The organism is Leisingera sp. ANG59 (assembly GCF_013317235.1).
In the GTDB taxonomy this organism is placed as follows: domain Bacteria; phylum Pseudomonadota; class Alphaproteobacteria; order Rhodobacterales; family Rhodobacteraceae; genus Leisingera.
Window position 1 is genome coordinate 1 of record NZ_WLCM01000068.1, and the last position, 14,574, is coordinate 14,574.

At 65.6% G+C, this 14,574-nt stretch carries 14 protein-coding genes, 1 other RNA gene and 1 riboswitch; of the genes, 7 read left to right on the top strand and 8 right to left on the bottom strand.

Annotation, left to right across the window (positions count from 1 at the left end):
* Positions 1-64: 64 nt before the first annotated feature.
* Genes GKC28_RS24860 through GKC28_RS24870 form a run of 3 tightly spaced genes read right to left on the bottom strand, consistent with a single transcriptional unit; the run spans position 65 to position 4,183 of the window.
* Entirely contained in the window at positions 65-1,171 is a 1,107-nt protein-coding gene (locus GKC28_RS24860; protein ID WP_174149636.1) for an ABC transporter permease, read from the bottom strand.
* Between the two features lie 3 nt (positions 1,172-1,174).
* Complete coding sequence (locus tag GKC28_RS24865; RefSeq protein ID WP_174149637.1) at positions 1,175-2,260, bottom strand: microcin C ABC transporter permease YejB; 1,086 nt, start codon at positions 2,258-2,260, stop codon at positions 1,175-1,177.
* A gap of 9 nt (positions 2,261-2,269) precedes the next feature.
* A complete protein-coding gene (locus tag GKC28_RS24870) occupies positions 2,270-4,183 on the bottom strand; it encodes an extracellular solute-binding protein (protein ID WP_174149638.1) in 1,914 nt (637 codons plus the stop codon).
* Positions 4,184-4,400: 217 nt separating this feature from the next.
* Between GKC28_RS24870 and GKC28_RS24875 the strand changes: the two genes are divergently transcribed.
* On the top strand, positions 4,401-4,637 hold the full coding sequence (locus tag GKC28_RS24875; protein ID WP_174149639.1) for a DUF333 domain-containing protein: 237 nt from the start codon (positions 4,401-4,403) through the stop codon (positions 4,635-4,637).
* Between the two features lie 83 nt (positions 4,638-4,720).
* On the opposite strand, the gene GKC28_RS24880 is transcribed toward GKC28_RS24875, so the two are convergent.
* Positions 4,721-5,230 carry a cytochrome c family protein gene (locus tag GKC28_RS24880; RefSeq protein ID WP_174149640.1) on the bottom strand — a complete coding sequence of 170 codons (510 nt, stop codon included), beginning with the start codon at positions 5,228-5,230 and terminating at the stop codon, positions 4,721-4,723.
* A 118-nt stretch (positions 5,231-5,348) separates the two neighbouring features.
* On the opposite strand from GKC28_RS24880, the gene GKC28_RS24885 reads away from it, so the two are divergent.
* The gene (locus GKC28_RS24885; RefSeq protein ID WP_174149641.1) at positions 5,349-6,182 is read left to right on the top strand and encodes a prephenate dehydratase; all 834 of its coding nucleotides are present in this window, start codon (positions 5,349-5,351) and stop codon (positions 6,180-6,182) included.
* 194 nt (positions 6,183-6,376) lie between these two features.
* On the opposite strand, the gene ffs is transcribed toward GKC28_RS24885, so the two are convergent.
* An RNA gene (gene ffs / locus GKC28_RS24890) (signal recognition particle sRNA small type) lies at positions 6,377-6,475 on the bottom strand.
* Positions 6,476-6,538: 63 nt separating this feature from the next.
* Complete coding sequence (locus tag GKC28_RS24895; protein ID WP_174149642.1) at positions 6,539-8,392, bottom strand: 5'-nucleotidase C-terminal domain-containing protein; 1,854 nt, start codon at positions 8,390-8,392, stop codon at positions 6,539-6,541.
* A gap of 334 nt (positions 8,393-8,726) precedes the next feature.
* Between GKC28_RS24895 and nudC the strand changes: the two genes are divergently transcribed.
* Both nudC and GKC28_RS24905 read left to right on the top strand, forming a co-directional pair.
* A complete protein-coding gene (gene nudC / locus GKC28_RS24900) occupies positions 8,727-9,713 on the top strand; it encodes an NAD(+) diphosphatase (RefSeq protein WP_174149643.1) in 987 nt (328 codons plus the stop codon).
* 56 nt (positions 9,714-9,769) lie between these two features.
* Positions 9,770-10,237 (top strand): SRPBCC family protein, encoded by a 468-nt coding sequence (locus GKC28_RS24905; RefSeq protein ID WP_174149644.1) that lies wholly within the window; start codon positions 9,770-9,772, stop codon positions 10,235-10,237.
* A gap of 25 nt (positions 10,238-10,262) precedes the next feature.
* Here the strand turns inward: GKC28_RS24905 and GKC28_RS24910 are convergent, their stop codons facing one another.
* Positions 10,263-11,141 carry an alpha/beta hydrolase gene (locus GKC28_RS24910; protein WP_174149645.1) on the bottom strand — a complete coding sequence of 293 codons (879 nt, stop codon included), beginning with the start codon at positions 11,139-11,141 and terminating at the stop codon, positions 10,263-10,265.
* A gap of 70 nt (positions 11,142-11,211) precedes the next feature.
* Between GKC28_RS24910 and GKC28_RS24915 the strand changes: the two genes are divergently transcribed.
* Complete coding sequence (locus tag GKC28_RS24915) at positions 11,212-11,832, top strand: TetR/AcrR family transcriptional regulator (protein ID WP_174149646.1); 621 nt, start codon at positions 11,212-11,214, stop codon at positions 11,830-11,832.
* 18 nt (positions 11,833-11,850) lie between these two features.
* Positions 11,851-12,071, top strand: a riboswitch (cobalamin riboswitch).
* Between the two features lie 106 nt (positions 12,072-12,177).
* On the top strand, positions 12,178-12,582 hold the full coding sequence (locus GKC28_RS24920; protein WP_174149647.1) for a hypothetical protein: 405 nt from the start codon (positions 12,178-12,180) through the stop codon (positions 12,580-12,582).
* 54 nt (positions 12,583-12,636) lie between these two features.
* Here the strand turns inward: GKC28_RS24920 and GKC28_RS24925 are convergent, their stop codons facing one another.
* Positions 12,637-13,152 carry a protein-tyrosine phosphatase family protein gene (locus GKC28_RS24925; protein ID WP_174149649.1) on the bottom strand — a complete coding sequence of 172 codons (516 nt, stop codon included), beginning with the start codon at positions 13,150-13,152 and terminating at the stop codon, positions 12,637-12,639.
* A gap of 237 nt (positions 13,153-13,389) precedes the next feature.
* On the opposite strand from GKC28_RS24925, the gene GKC28_RS24930 reads away from it, so the two are divergent.
* A partial coding sequence (locus GKC28_RS24930; protein ID WP_174149648.1) for a DNA polymerase III subunit gamma/tau occupies positions 13,390-14,574 on the top strand: 1,185 nt, incomplete at its 3' end.

The following is a 14,574-nucleotide window of genomic DNA, read 5'->3' on the forward strand; positions in this document are numbered from 1 at the left end:
GCCCGAGGGTGGGGGCGATTTGCCCCCACCCTCGGGCCGGGGGTGATCCTGTTGTTCCATATCCTCATGAAAACGTCTTCCGCGGATCGAAGGCATCGCGCACGCCCTCGAAGATGAAGATCAACAGCGACAGCATGATGGCAAAGGTGAAGAAGGCGGTGAACGCCAGCCAGGGCGCCTCCAGGTTCTGCTTGGCCTGCAGGGTCAGCTCCCCCAGCGACGGCGCCGAGGACGGCAGGCCGAAGCCGAGGAAATCGAGCCCTGCCAGCAGGCCGATGGTACCGGTGATGATGAAGGGCAGCATGGTCAGCGTCGCCACCATCGCGTTGGGCAGCATGTGGCGGAACATGATGGTCAGGTTACCGACCCCCAGCGCCTTGGCGGCGCGGACGTATTCCAGGTTGCGGGCACGCAGGAACTCCGCCCGCACCACGCCGACCAGCGCGGTCCAGCCGAACAGCACCATCAGAAAGACCAAGAGCCAGAAGCTGCGGCCCAGGATCGCAAACATGATGATGATGACATAGAGCGAGTTGACAGAGCCCCAGACCTCGATCACCCGCTGGAAAACCAGGTCCGTGAGGCCGCCGAAATAGCCCTGCACCGCGCCCGCCAGAATGCCGATGATGCTGGCCGCGCCAGTCACCATCAGGGTGAACAGGATCGAAAGGCGGAAGCCGTAGATCACCCGCGCCAGCACATCGCGCTTGGTATCATCGGTGCCCAGCAGGTTCAGCCCGCCGGGCGGCAGCGGCGCCGCGCCGGGGCGGTCCACAGTGGTGTCAAAGCTGTAGGGGATCGGCGGCCAGATGGTCCAGCCTTCGTGGAAATCCTCAGCCGAATAAGTGCCTGCCGCGATCTCCTCAAGGATGGTTTCCGGCTCGTCAAAGCAGTCTTCAATGCCGCCGGAGCGGATCAGGCATTCGACCTCCGGGTCGCTGTAGACGGCTTCGGTCTGGAAATCTCCGCCGAATTTGGTTTCCGGGTAGAAGTTGAACACCGGCGCATGGATTTCGCCGCGGTAGCTCACGAGGATTGGCTTGTCGTTGGCGATGAACTCGGCAAACAGCGACAGGCCGAACAGCACCGCAAAGATCCACAGCGACCAATAGGCGCGGCGGTTGCGGCAGAAGTTGCGCCAGCGGCGCTGATTGAGGGGGGAGAGCGCCATGGATCAGCCTTCCCGCTTTTCAAAGTCGATGCGCGGGTCGACCACCACATACATCAGGTCGGAGATGATGCCGACCACCAGCCCCATCAGGCCGAAGATGTACATGGTGCCGAACATCACCGGGTAATCGCGCGCGACTGCGGCCTCGAACCCCAGGCGGCCGAGCCCGTCGAGAGAGAAGATCGTCTCGATGATCAGCGAGCCTGAGAAGAACACGCCGATGAACACCGCCGGGAAGCCCGCGATCACGATCAGCATCGCGTTGCGGAACACATGGCCGTACAGCACCCGGTTCTCGCTGAGGCCCTTGGCGCGGGCAGTCATCACGTATTGCTTCTTGATCTCGTCAAGGAAGGAGTTCTTGGTCAGCAGCGTCAGCGTCGCAAAGGCCGCGATGGTGGAGGCGGTGACCGGCAGCGCAATGTGCCAGAAATAATCCATGATCTTGCCGAACAGGCTGAGGCTCTCCCAGTTGTCCGACGTCAGGCCGCGCAGCGGGAAGATCTGCCAGTAGGAGCCGCCGGCGAACAGCACCAGCAGCATGATGGCAAACAGAAAGCCCGGGATCGCATAAGCGGCGATGATCACGCCGCTGGTCCAGGTGTCGAACGGGGAGCCGTCGCGCATCGCCTTGCGGATGCCCATCGGGATTGAGATCAGATAGGCAATCAGCGTCGACCACAGGCCGAGCGAGATCGACACCGGCATCTTCTCCAGCACCAGCTCGGTCACGCCGATCTTGCGGAAATAGCTCTCGCCGAAGTCGAAACGGGCGTAGTTGCCCAGCATGGTCAGGAAGCGCTCCAGCGGCGGCTTGTCGAGGCCGAACTGCTGCTCCAGCTCCTTGATCAGCTCCGGCGGCAGGCCCTGGCGGCCGGCGTAATTCTCATTGGCGCTGATCGCCTCGGTGCCGGTATCGCCGCCGCCGCCGGCAAAGCCCTCGAACACGTCGCCGCCGCCCTCAAGCTGGGCGATGATCTGTTCCACGGGGCCGCCGGGAACGAACTGCACCAGGGCAAAGTTCACCAGCAGAATGCCAAACAGCGTCGGGATCACCAGCAGCAGGCGCCGGAGGATATAGGCTGCCATGTCCGTCCCTTACCGCAGCGCGCCGGCGGATTTGAGCTCCGCCTCGCGTTCAGCATCAATCCACCACAAGTCCAGAAGGCCGGTGTCATAGGGCGGCAGGTTTTCCGGCTGGCGGTACATGTCCCAATAGGCGATCCAGTTCACGTCCAGATACCAAGTGGGCACCACAAAGCGCTTGGCACGCAGCACCCGGTCCAGCGCCCGGGCATTGGAGCGCAGCTCTTCCTGGGTCTTGGCATCGACGATATTGCCTATCAGTGCATCCACTGCCGGATCGGCCAGCCCTGCCGGGTTGAACACCGAATATTCATGCGCCTCGGACCCGAAATACTGATAAAGGCCGGTCGAAGGCTCCAGCGACATCGGATAAGCATGGGAGATCATGTCGAACTCCTTTTCCCGGCGGCGGCTGGTGTACTGGGCATAATCGACCCGGTTCAGCACCGCATCCACCCCCATGGTGCGCAGATTGGCGACATAGGGCTGCACGATGCGTTCGATGGTCGGGCTGTCGGCCAGGAACTCGACCTTCAGCGGCTCGCCCTGCGCGTTGCGGCGCATGCCGTCATCACCGACGGTCCAGCCGGCCTCGTCCAACAGCTTCATCGCCCGGCGCAGGTTTTTGCGGTCGCCGGGGCGCGACGCCTTGGAAGCATGCGCCATCACCGGCTCGGAAGTCAGAATGGACGGGTCGATCTGATCGCCCAGCGCTTCCAGCACCTCTTTCTCGCGGCCCTCGGGCAGGCCCTGTGCCGCGAGCGGCGAATCCTGCCAGAAGGAGGAGCGGTGGCGGAACAGCCCGTATTGCAGGCTTTCGTTGGTCCATTCAAAATTGAACGCCAGCTGCATCGCCTCGCGCACGCGGATGTCCTGGAACTTGGGTTTCAGCAGGTTCATCACAAAGCCGCTGGCGGGCGGCACATTGCCGTCGGGAATTTCGCCCTTGATCACATGGCCCTTCTCGACAGCGGCGAATTCATAGTTGGTGGCCCAGTTCTTGGAGTTGTTCTCCGGGCGCAGGGTATAGACGCCGGCCTTGAAGCCCTCCATCGCGGCGACATCATCGCCGAAATACTCGACCCGGATACGGTCATAGTTGTGACGACCTACGTTCACGTTCAGGTCCTTGCCCCAGTAATCTGGGTTGCGGCGGTAAACGATGCGCTGGTTCACATCGGCGCTTTCCAGAACATAAGGCCCAGACCCGATGCCCGGATCCAGCCGCGGCTCGTCAATGCGGCGGTTTTCAAGGTCGGCCTCGAACCAGGCCTTGGAGAACACCGGCGTGCCGCCGACCTGGGTGATCATCGCCCGGCGCGGGAAATCCGGGGAGAAATGGAATTTTACCCGGTGCGGGCCCAGCGCCTCTGCCTTGGGGATGCGCTTGCGCACCGCCTTGGCATAGGATTTCAGCCCCTGGTCCAGCAGGATGTTGTGGGAAAACACCACATCCTCGGCGGTGACCGGCGTTCCGTCGGAAAACTTTGCCTCGGGCCTCAGGTTGAAGATCACCCAGTCCTGGCTTTCGGGGTATTCCAGGCTTTCGGCAATCAGGCCGTAGTAGGATCCCGGCTCATCATAGGAGTCCACCAGCAGGCTTTCAAACTGGGCCGAAGACAGCGTCCCGGCCCTGCCCTTGCGGGTGTAGGGGTTCATGCTGTCGAAGGTGCCGACGGCGGAAATCGACAGCTCGCCGCCCTCGGGGGCCTCAGGGTTCACGTAATCGAAATGGGCGAAGCCTTCGGGGTATTTCAGTTCCCCGAACTCGGCAAAGCCATGCGCCTTGATGATGGCCTCTTCCGCCTTGGCCAGCGTTGCAGCGGCCAGCGTCAGGATCAAGCCGAACGCAAGCGCGGCGGCGGCCTGCAGCGGGTTCACTCTGTCCTTTGCGCGCACGCGCGCCGCAGTTTTGGCGGTGTTCATCTGCCATGACCTCCTGTGCCCGGAACTTTGGCCCGGGTTATCCGGCCCCAAGCTAATGTCCGGCGGCGGTAACATTCAAGTTGAGATTGGGTGATTGGACGCCCGGTCTGGGCAAAAAGCAGCCGAAACAAGGGCCTGCGTACCATCGCGCTTGCCCGCAATAAAATTGCCTGCCAGCCTCCTATCACGATTGCGTTATGAAACGAGGGAGTCTGCGATGCTGAAGTCAATGAAACTTGCCGCCCTTGCGGTTGCCGGGGCCGCCACGCTCAGCGCCTGTGCCCAGCAGGAAGAGGAAGTGGTCTACACCAGCCCGGAAGAGGCTTATTGCGTGCAGACCGGCGGCCAGTACGTGCTGCGCAGCGGCAAGGCGGGCACCATCGGCGTCTGCATCCTGCCCGACGGCACAGAGCGCGATGCGCTGGCCTATTACCGCGAGAACAACCCGGCCTGAGCAGGACCACTCACGCGAACATCAAAAAAGCCGCTGCAGATCGCAGCGGCTTTTCAATTGGATAGCTGGGACAGCGGTCCGGCTTAGCCGTCCAGGCTGTCCAGATAGGCGATGAGGTTCACCCGGTCGGTCTGCTTTTTCAGGCCGGAGAACGACATGGTGGTGCCGGAAGCATAGGCCGACGGCTTGGCCAGGAAGGCGTCCAGCTCTTCCGGGGTCCAGGCCTTGCCGGCCAGACCGGTCAGAGCACCGGAGTAGCCGAAGCCGGAGGCCGAGGCGATTTCGCGGCCGACAACACCGTACAGATACGGGCCGGTTGCGTTGGCGCCGTCTTCCAGCTTGTGGCAGGCGGAGCATTTCTTGAAGACTTTGGCGCCTTTGGCGGCGTCAGCGGAGGCCATCAGCTCTTCGAAGCTGACTTCCGGTTCGTCGCTGCCGGCATCTTCCGCCGAAGCGACTTCGATCACATAGGAAGCCTCACCGTGGCTGTCCATGTGATACAGTACTTCTGCGCCCCATTTGCCCAGAAGGAATACCAGGAACGCGCCGCAGATGCCTGCGGTCGCTTTGGTGAGGGTCATCGTGTCAAACATGATCGCGAGTCCATTTAGCTGTCTGCAGGGGTGTCTAAGGCTTCCCCTCCCAAGTGGCAAGGTATAGACAGCGCGACGAAACGCCCAATTCTTGAAGTTTTGCACGGGGAACACACCCATGAGCCGCAAAATCGCCATCCAGGGGGAGCTTGGCTCCTACAGCCACGAGGCCTGCCGCATTGCACGCCCCGGCATGGAGGTGCTGCCCTGCCGCACCTTTGAGGAGATTCTGGAGGCGGTGCGCAGCGGCGAAGCGGAGCAGGCGATGCTGCCGGTGGAGAATTCCACCTACGGACGGGTGGCCGACAGCCACCGGCTGCTGCCGCACAGCGGGCTGCACATCATCGACGAGGCGTTTGTGCGGGTGCATATCAACCTGCTGGCGGTGCCGGGGGCCAAACTGGAAGACATCCGCGAGGCGCATTCGCATCTGGTGCTGCTGCCGCAGTGCGGAACCTTCCTGCGCGAACACGGCATCCGCGGCCGCGTCAGCCCCGACAACGCCCGCGCCGCGCGTGACGTGGCCGAGGCCGGCGACATCCACTCTGCCGCGCTGGCCAGCGAACTGGCGGGCGAGATCTACGGGCTGGAGGTGCTCGCCCGCCATATCGAGGACAACGGCGACAACACCACCCGCTTCCTGATCATGGCGAAGGACATCGACTACACCCGCCGCGGCGCCCACAACATGATCACCAGCTTCGTGTTCCAGGTGCGCAACATTCCGGCGGCGCTGTACAAGGCGATGGGCGGCTTCGCCACCAATGGTATCAACATGACCAAGCTGGAAAGCTACATGGTGGACGGCTCCTTCACCGCGACCCAGTTCTATGCGGATATCGAAGGCCACCCCGATGATCCCAATGTGCAGCTGGCGATGGATGAGCTGAGCTATTTCACCACCAACGTGGAAATCCTCGGCGTCTATCCGGCGGACAACGGCCGGTTCTGAGCCGGAGCAAGGCCGACAGCCCCCCTCTTGGCTTCCCGGCCGGTTCACCCCGGGAAATTTTCGTGACGGATGGAGATCCGGGTCCCGCCGCGCGCCAGCGCGGCGCCCGGCCCAACGGCGGCGGGGCAATCTCTGATTGCGCCAGAGCGGGCGGGAGAAGTTCCCACTTACGTTCATTTCAGCTGTTCGGGGAAAAGTGAGAGGCTGGACATCGACCCAAGCGGGGCTCGTTGTGGCTGCTTCCTTCCGGACCTGACCAGGTTGGCGAGGCGCTTGCCCGCGCCAACCTCTCGAATCCCGATATAAGGACCGCTGCAGGGAATGGCAAGGGCCGCCCGGGCCCGGCATCCGGAGGCCTACAGCTTCAGCTCCAGCTCCCAGAAACCGCCGCTGTTGAAGCCGCGCGGGGCGGCCAGCCCGTCGGGCAGCTCCTGCAGATGCTCCGCCGCACCGGGGCCGGTCACCACCACCGCACGAGTCTCCGGCACCGGGGCCAGCTGCCAGGGATAAGCGGCCTCCGCCAGCGGCTCCGGCGGCAGCCGCCCGGCGACATAGTCGCGGATCGCCTGACGGATGCGGATGGGCGGCAGCGGCAGCACTTCGGCCTCCTCCAGCATCCGGAACCGGCCGCCGCCGCTGACCCGGTAGCTGTTGACGGCAACCGCAAAACGCTGCCCGGGGTCCACCGGGCGGCCCTGCCAGCAAAGATCCGTGATCCGGCGCGCCTCCGGGCTGATCAGCTCTCCGGCGGCGGAAAACCGGGGCGGCTGCGTGACATCGACCCGGTAGCTGAGCCCGAAGATCACATCAAAGTTGTGCCCGGCCCGCTGCGGGTCGGTCAGCCGCTGGCCGGAGCTGCCCGGCACGATCCGGTTGAACAGGCCGGCAGACATTTCCAGCCAGTCACGCAGTTGCGCACCGGTGACCTGAACCACCCGCAGCTCGTTCGGGAAGACCTGCAAATCGGCGATGTTGCGGGCACTGAGCTCCCCGGCCGCGATATCGGTATAAGACTGCGGCCCGGAGCGGCCGCCGAACTTTCCCGGCGCCGCCGCCGACAAGAGCGGCAGGCCTTCACCGGCGGAGCCGCGCAGCAGCACCCGCGCCGCTGCCGCCTGGGCGCTGGCCGTCAGGGACAGGCCGCGGTCCGGTGCGAAGAAGGTAAAGAAGGAATGCATCGCCACCGGGCTATGGCCTGCCGGCTCCTGCATCCTTGCCAGCGTGCGGGCGTGGTCCTCTGCCAGCGCCTGCACAAGAACAGGATCCTCTGCCGCCAGCGGCACTGCGGTGCCGGCCGCGCCCGGCTGCGAGACCGGCTTCAGGCTGGCAGAACCCTCGGCCGCCCGCCAGCCGCCGGCGGCATACTCCAGCGCCAGCCGGATCACCCCTAGGTGCGAGCCATGCGCCCCCGGCATAACCACCGGCTTGGGAAAGGGATGATCCGGGTGCGGCAGCGTCAGATGGGTGTGGCCGCCGACCAGGGCATCGATGTCCGGCAGCGCGGCCAGCTGCCCCAAGGCGTTTTCGCTGCGGTCGCCGCCTGCAGGCGCCAGGCCGGTGTGCGCCAGCGCCAGCACCAGATCGCAGCCCTGCGCCTTCAGCTGCCCTGCCTGTTCTGCCGCGGCCTCCACGATGCCGGACGCCTGCAGCTGTCCTTGCAGCGCCTGCCGGCACCAGGACAGCGTCTGCGGCGGCAGCACCGACAGCAGCCCGATCCGCACCGGCGGCAGACCGGGACAGCCCGGCACCTGCCGCTCCAGCACCGCCGAGGGTGCAAACGGCAGCGCACGGCCGGGCTCCGTAGCCCGCAGATTGGAGCACAGCAGCGGGCAGGGCATGTCCGCCGCAACCTCTGCCAGGGCTTCAAGCCCGATGTCGAAATCGTGGTTGCCGAGACCCGCGGCATCATACTGCAACACCTGGAACGCCCGGACCAGCGGATGCGGCCCCGCGGCCTGCGGCAGGACATCGCCCAGCGGCGCACCCTGGAAACCATCGCCGTTATCGACCAGAATGCACGCTGCCCCCCGGGCCGCGGCCTGCGCTCGCGCCTCAGCGATCAGGGATGCCACCCGCGACAGCCCGATGGCGGGATCCGGGCGGTTGGCATAGTAATCATGGCTCAGCAGGTTGCAGTGCAGGTCCGTGGTGGCCAGCACATGCAATTCCCCGGCACTGCGGGCCCTGGCGGCCGCCGCCCCGCCTGTCATGTCCGAAACCCTGCTGACACCGCCTGTCCGCCGCTCCTCTCGCACCATTCGGCGCCATTCTTGCTTGGCGCTATTTGAATCAGCGTTTCCACGATTTGCAAAGGTTCCTTTGCAGTGCGTGTTAACTTTTTCACAGGCGTCTCACGCAGCTGCCCGGTTGCGCCCTGCTCAGCTGCAAAATGACCCTGCGTCAGCCATGCCAGGTGTGGCCGCACGGCGACAGGCAAGCGCGGAACGCACCCGGATGCTGGCAACAGCTGCGTCACACTGTCATGGATTGCCCCATTCCCCCGTTGAGCGCAGCCGGAAACCCGCCAGCCATAGGAGAAGTGCCATGAAACGCGCGGAACAGGTGACCTTCGGCGGCGGCAGCGGACTTGAGCGCGCCGCGCATCTGCGCAGCGATGCGGCGGCGCTGGAGGCAGCATGGAACAGCCCCCGAGCGCAGGTCCTGCTGATGTGGCGGGGCAAACCGCTCACCCGGCGTGAAGGCGCGGAAGATCTGCCCTGCGGCCTGGCCTGGGCCGCGCCGGCGCATCCGCTGGCCGCCGCGCGCAAGCCGGATGCGCTGTTCCTGGGACTGGCACCCGGCGGCGCGCCCTGCTTCGCCTGCGACATCAGTGACTGGCAGCCCCGGGATCTGGACCAGGAGGCGCTGAACAGCTTTGCCGACGCCAGCGAGCAGCAGCACCCTGACCTGCCGGACACGCATGTATTTGCAGAGCTTCGCCGGATCATGACCCGCCTCACCCCGCTGGAGGCGGAGCTGGCCGCCACCGCCAAGGCGCTGCTGGCCTGGCACCGCAGCCACCGGTTCTGCGCCTGCTGCGGGGCTGCCAGCGATCTGTCGCAGGCGGGCTGGCAGCGGCTGTGCCCAGCCTGCAAGGCGCCGCATTTTCCGCGCACCGACCCAGTGGTGATCATGCTGATCACCCATGGCGACAGTGTCCTGATGGGCCGTTCCCCCGGCTGGCCGGAAGGAATGTATTCGCTGCTGGCGGGATTTGTCGAACCGGGCGAGACGCTGGAGGCCGCCGTGCGCCGCGAAGTGCTGGAGGAAACCGGCGTGCGGGTCGGTGCTGTCAGCTACCTGTCCAGCCAGCCCTGGGCGTTCCCGATGTCGCTGATGTTCGGCTGCGCGGGAGAGGCGCTGAGCCGCGACATCACCATCGACCCGGAAGAGATCGAGGATGCGCTGTGGATCAGCCGCCAGGAGATGATGACCGTCTACGCAGGTGAGCACCCGGTCCTGAAACCCGCGCGCAAAGGGGCGATTGCTCAGTTTCTGATCAAGAACTGGCTTGCGGACACGCTGGACTAAAGCGCATATTTGCCGGAAACGGCGCATCCCCCAAGCCGGAAACGAGGCAGGCGAATATGGAATTCCACAGCAAAGAAGACATCGAAGCCCCGATTGCCGAGGTGTTCGGCGCAATCTCGGATTTCGCCATGCTGGAGCGGTCCGCCCTGCGGCGCGGCATTGAACTGCAGCGCACCGGCGACATCGCCAGCCCGGAAAACGGGCTGGCCTGGGACCTTGCCTTCCGCTTCCGCGGCAAGCCGCGCGAGATCAAGCTGAAGATGGCCTCCCACACGCCGCCGTCGGGCATGGTGCTGGAGGGCAGCGGCAGCGGTATTGACGGACGGACTGAGGTTGAGCTGCTGGCGCTGTCGCCGCAGCGGACACGGATGTCGGTCCGGCTCAAGCTGTCGCCCACCTCGCTGACCGGGCGGCTGCTGGTGCAATCGCTGAAACTGGCGCGCAGCAACCTTAACCGCCGCTTCAAACTGCGGCTGGCGGATTATGCCCGCATCACCGAGGAGCGCCTGACCCGGTCAGCCTGAACCGCCCCGGCCGGCAAAGGCCCGGTCACGCAGGCGGCACCAGCCGCGGCCACAGCGCGGCATTGGCGCGGGCAAAGGCGCCAAGGTGGCCGATCTTCTGCAGGCCCGCCTGTTGCGGGTCCAGTACCGCGCGCTGCTGCGGCACATCTCCGTAGACATCGCCCAGCCGCCAGACCGCCGCAGGCGGCACCACGTCGTCATCCGCCATTGCAAACAGATCCACCGGGATGCCGGTTTCCGTCCAGCGGGGTGTCGGCAGGCCAAGCCCGGTTTCCGGCAGGTAGCTGCCCGGCGTGGTGCACCAGCGCCGCCATTGCCAGTAGACCCCGGCGGGCAAGTCGGCCCCGAACCCCACCGCGCGCCCGGGCAGATAGCCCAGGGCACGGACCAGCGGCGGCACATGGCCGAACCAGAAGGCCAGCGCCAGCGCGCGGTAGGGCCAGGGATGATCGTGGTGATGCACCAAGCCGCCCGCAACCACGATCATGCGGGCGACGTCCGTCAGGCCATCCTGCAGGGGCATCAGCATCGCCCCCAGCGAATGGCCAATCACCAGCAGCGGCACGCCCGCATAGTGCCGCTGCATTTCTCTGCGGGCGGCCGGCTGATCCGCCAGCGCCCATTCGGCCATGGTGGCCTGTGACCGGCGCGGGTGCATGCGCGCCGAGGCCCCAAAGTCCCGGTAATCAAAAGTGAGGCAAGCCATCTGCCGCTCTGCCGCCAGCCAGCGCGCGAAATGCCGGTAATAGCCCTGCGGCACCCCGGTTGCGCCGTTCAGCACTACCGCTGCCCTGGCCGGTCCCGCCGGGTGAGAAAGCCGCCCGGCCAGCTCTGCATCACCGGCGGCAAAGCGCACGTCCTCCACCCGGATATCCGCGGCGTGTTCTGCATGGCTGTCGAGCATGGCACCCTCCTAGACCGATTGGTCTATTCCACCTCTGGACCAATCGGTCTAATGCTGTCAACCTGCCGTCATGACTGACGTGACGACACCCTCGGCCACCCCGGACGGCCCCATCCCAACCCGCGAGCGGCTGCTGCGGGCGGCTGCCGGCCTGTTCCGCAACAAGGGCTACAGCGGCACCGGCCTGGCAGAATTGCTGGCCGCAGCAGAGGCGCCCAAGGGGTCGCTCTACCACCATTTCCCGAACGGCAAGTCCGATCTGGCCCTGGCTGCGGCGGACTGGGCATCGGAGCAGATGCTGGCGCTGATCGACGCCTCCTTCAGTCCTGCGCCGACATTTCAGGAAGGCGCCAAGACGGTCTGCTACAAGCTGGCCAAACTGTTCGACAAGCAGGGAAAATGGAGCGGCTGCCCGGTCTCCGCCACCCTTTTCGAAGGGCCGGAGAACGAGGCTTTCCACCAGCACGCCGCCAAGCTGTTCGAGGGCTGGATCACCGAAACCGCAACCCACGCCCAGCGCCTCGGCCTGCCGCAGGCAGAGGCCCGCGCCGCCGCCGAGAATTTCTATATCCTGCTGCAGGGCGGCTGGCAGCTGGCCCGGGTGCGGCGGGATTCGGATGTGATCCGGGGGCTGCACCTTCAGATGCACAGACCCCTCCCAACCCCAGTGCAGCCGCAGAAAAACGATTGACGACTCGGGGGCCTAGCCGCTACCGCTTGTGGCGATGGTTCCCGCGCCACAGAATCTTGTGTCCGGGATGAAAAGGGAACACGGTGCGGCCCCGCCCAGCGCAAGGCCAATTCCGCGACTGCCCCCGCAACTGTAAGCGGCGAGCGACCCCGATAGAGCCACTGGCCCGATGGGCCGGGAAGGATCGGGAAAGCATCGACCCGCAAGTCAGGAGACCTGCCATCGGAAGTGAAACTCGAACCCGGGCGGGGTGTCCGGACAGGGTCTGATGGCACCGCGGGTCTCCCGCTTTTTCATCCGGTCTCTTGTCCCCAAACCCCCGCACCACGCGCGGAGGGCGCAAAAATGATGTGGACGGACAAGACGCATTTCTATGCGGCAACGGATTGCAAATACCTGGGGAAACCCTGCCCCGCGGCAGAGCGGATGATCGCCAAGCTGGCCGAGGCGATGACCAAGGCCAAGCCGCTGACCCAGGAGGATTTCGAGATCACCGGCACCACCGCGCTGGACGGCTGCCCGCGCAACTGCCCGGCGCAGTTTGCTGCCAGCCATGACCGGATCCGGCTGTTCTGCGGCGTCGGCGAAGAGGCGCCGCGCGACGGGCTCGACCGCTTTGCCGATGCAATCCTCAGCCGCGACGGCACCGGCTTTGCGGCGTCAAGACTGGACGCCCGCCCCTGCGCGCTGATGGAGGCGCTGCCTAAGACGGCAGAGGCGCATCAGGCGGAGCAGATGCTGGCGCTTTAAGCCGGCAGACTGGTCACGGAAACACGGAACGGCAAGCCGCACCCGGCTGCCGCCCTATTGCGGCCGCAGCCCCGCCGGACGCCCGGCACAGGCCCATTCCAGCTGCGCCTGCGTCTCCACCGCGCAGGGGCGCACGGCCCGCAAACGTGCCAGCGCCTGTGCGGGATCCTCGCCGCTTTCGATCATCAGCCGCAGCACCGCCATGCCGGAGCGGCCGCAGCCGCCCTTGCAATGCACCAGCACCCGGCCGCCGCCCTCCAGCGCCATCCGCGCCGAGGCGCTGGCCTTGGGCCATTTCGCCGCCACCTGCCGGGATGGCACGTCGAAGTCCGGCACCGGCAGATGGATCCAGCGGCTGGCCATGCTCTGGATGTCGCAGCCCAGCCTGTGGCTGCCCGCCGCCGCGTGCTCCTCAGCCGTAGTCATGGAGATCACCAGCCCGGGCTTCCAGGCGTTGATCCGGCCCATGTCGCCGGGATAGTCGCCGCCCTTTCCCGGCAGGGGGCACAGCGCCAGCATCCCGCCCGCGACGGGCACCTCGCATATGGAGATATTCACTGCCACAGGCATCTCCTGCGCCGCAGTCCCAGAGACTTCGTCAGATCGCATGCCGCCTCCTCGCGTTGCGTTCCAATTCCCACTCCCGCCCAGGGTCTTGCAAGGTGATTCTAACCGCCAAACCCTCCAAATCCAAAACCTTTTCTTGGCCGCACGCCGTCTGCCCATCAGCGGTGGACGAACCGGCTGTGCTTCAATACCCTGCGCGCAACGCGGGACGCCCGCACATCGAATCCGGCACGAGACATCATGAACTATACCCCCAGCGGCACCACCGGCGGCACCGGCCAATCCCAATACCAGGTTCTGGCGCGCAAATACCGGCCCGAGACCTTTGCCGATCTGGTGGGCCAGGACGCGATGGTGCGGACGCTGAAAAACGCCTTTGCCGCCGACCGGATTGCCCAAGCCTTCATCATGACCGGCATCCGTGGCACCGGGAAAACCACCACGGCGCGGATCATCGCCAAGGGCATGAACTGCGTCGGCGAGGACGGCCAGGGCGGCCCCACCACCGATCCTTGCGGCAAATGCGAGCATTGCACAGCGATCATGGAAGGCCGCCATGTCGACGTGATGGAGATGGACGCGGCCTCGCGCACCGGCGTCAATGACATCCGCGAGATTATTGACTCGGTGCAGTACCGCGCCGCTTCGGCCCGCTACAAGATCTACATCATCGACGAAGTTCACATGCTGTCGACCTCCGCCTTCAACGCGCTATTGAAGACGCTGGAGGAGCCGCCCGCGCATGTGAAGTTCATCTTTGCCACCACCGAGATCCGCAAAGTGCCGGTGACGGTGCTGTCGCGCTGCCAGCGTTTCGACCTGCGCCGGATCGAGCCGGAGGTGATGATCGCCCTGCTGCGCAAGATCGCCACCGCCGAGGGCGCCGGGATTGCCGAGGACGCGCTGGCGCTGATCACCCGCGCCGCCGAAGGCTCTGCCCGCGATGCGACCTCGCTCTTGGATCAGGCGATTTCCCACGGCGCTGGTGAGACCACCGCCGATCAGGTCCGCGCCATGCTGGGCCTTGCCGACCGCGGCCGGGTGCTCGACCTGATGGACATGATCCTGCGCGGCGATGCGGCGGCGGCGCTGACCGAACTCAGCGGCCAGTATGCCGAGGGCGCCGACCCGCTGGCAGTGCTGCGCGATTTGGCAGAGATCACCCATTGGGTCTCAGTCGTGAAAATCACGCCCGATGCCGCCGAGGACCCCACCGTCAGCCCGGACGAACGCGCCCGGGGCAAGGCGATGGCGGAAAACCTGCCGATGCGCGTCCTCACCCGGATGTGGCAGATGCTGTTGAAGGCGCTGGAGGAAGTGGCCGCGGCCCCAAACGCGATGATGGCGGCAGAAATGGCGGTGATCCGTCTCACCCATGTGGCCGACCTGCCCAGCCCCGAGGAGCTGATCCGCAAGTTGCAGGAC